Below are 1,084 nucleotides of genomic sequence, written 5' to 3'. Positions count from 1 at the left end.
GGCACCAGGGCCCGCAGCGGCTGCCGCAGCTTCACCAGCGCGCCGCCGCCGCGCCGTTCGCGGACCTCGACGCCATGCAGGGCCAGTTCGTCGCCGACCTCCTCGTACTGCGCGGCGTCGAGTTCGTAGCCGCAGGGCGGGTCGTCGATGATCTGCCCCGGGGCGGGCGGCTCGTTGTCGGCGCCGCCGAGGTAGACGGGACCCCGGTCGGCGAGGCCGCGGGCGCGGGCCGCCGCGGTGGCGGTCGCCAGCCGGCCGCGGTGGTCCGAGGCGTAGGCGATCGTGGCGTCGAGCGCGGTGAGCTGGGAGCTGACGCGGCGCCGGTGGTTGGCGGCGGGGTCGTCGCGCTCGTCGTCGGTGAGCGCCGTGGTGCGCGTCTCGACCAGCAGCCCGGCCGCGTGCTTGAGGCCGGCGGTGTTGCGCAGAATGCGCTCCTGGCCGTCGCCGGCGACCTGGCGGATGGGCTCGCCGGTCTGCGGGTCGGTGTAGATGCCGTAGACGCCGCTGCTGTAGCCGGCTTCGCCGACGGCGGCGAAGACGTGGTCCTCGGTCAGGTGGCGGGCCTCGCGGTGGACGCCGTCGTCGGTGTTGAGGTTGCGGGGCCAGAGCGCGAGCACGTCCTTGACGTAGTACGGCTCGACGGCGCCGAACTCGTGCAGGTCGTGGATGACGTCGGGGCGGTAGTCGCGGATGACGGCGGCCATGGCGCGGCCCTCGGCGGTCTCCAGCGCGACGTGGTCGCGGTTGACGTCGACGCCCGCCGCGTTGCCGCGGGTGTCGGCGGCGCGGCCGTCGGGGTTGGCGCTGGGGACGACGAGGACGGAGTTGCGCGCCAGGAAGCGGCGGGTCGCGGCGTCCTTGGCGTAGGCGAGGTCGCGCAGGCTGGTCAGGCACGCCTCGCGGCCGGCCGGTTCGTCGCCGTGCTGGCTGCAGATGAGCAGGACGACGCTGCCCCGCGCGGCCTGCGCCGGTGTGGGCGGGCGGGGGGCGCCGATGCGTACGAGGTTCAGCGGGCGGCCCTGCTCGGTGGTGCCGATGCGGTCGACGGCGACGCGCCGGCTGTCCTCGGCCACGGTCGCGAGGA

General features: G+C 75.7%; 1 protein-coding gene. It reads right to left on the bottom strand.

Annotated elements, in window-relative coordinates; translation table 11 throughout:
* On the bottom strand, positions 1–1,084 hold a 1,084-nt coding region (locus H5J30_RS35170), incomplete at both ends, for a M14 family metallopeptidase (protein ID WP_181791851.1).

Source organism: Streptomyces phytophilus, from assembly GCF_013870535.1.
Classification (GTDB): Bacteria; Actinomycetota; Actinomycetes; order Streptomycetales; family Streptomycetaceae; genus Streptomyces; species Streptomyces phytophilus.
This window is presented reverse-complemented; position numbering and strand designations above follow the sequence as displayed.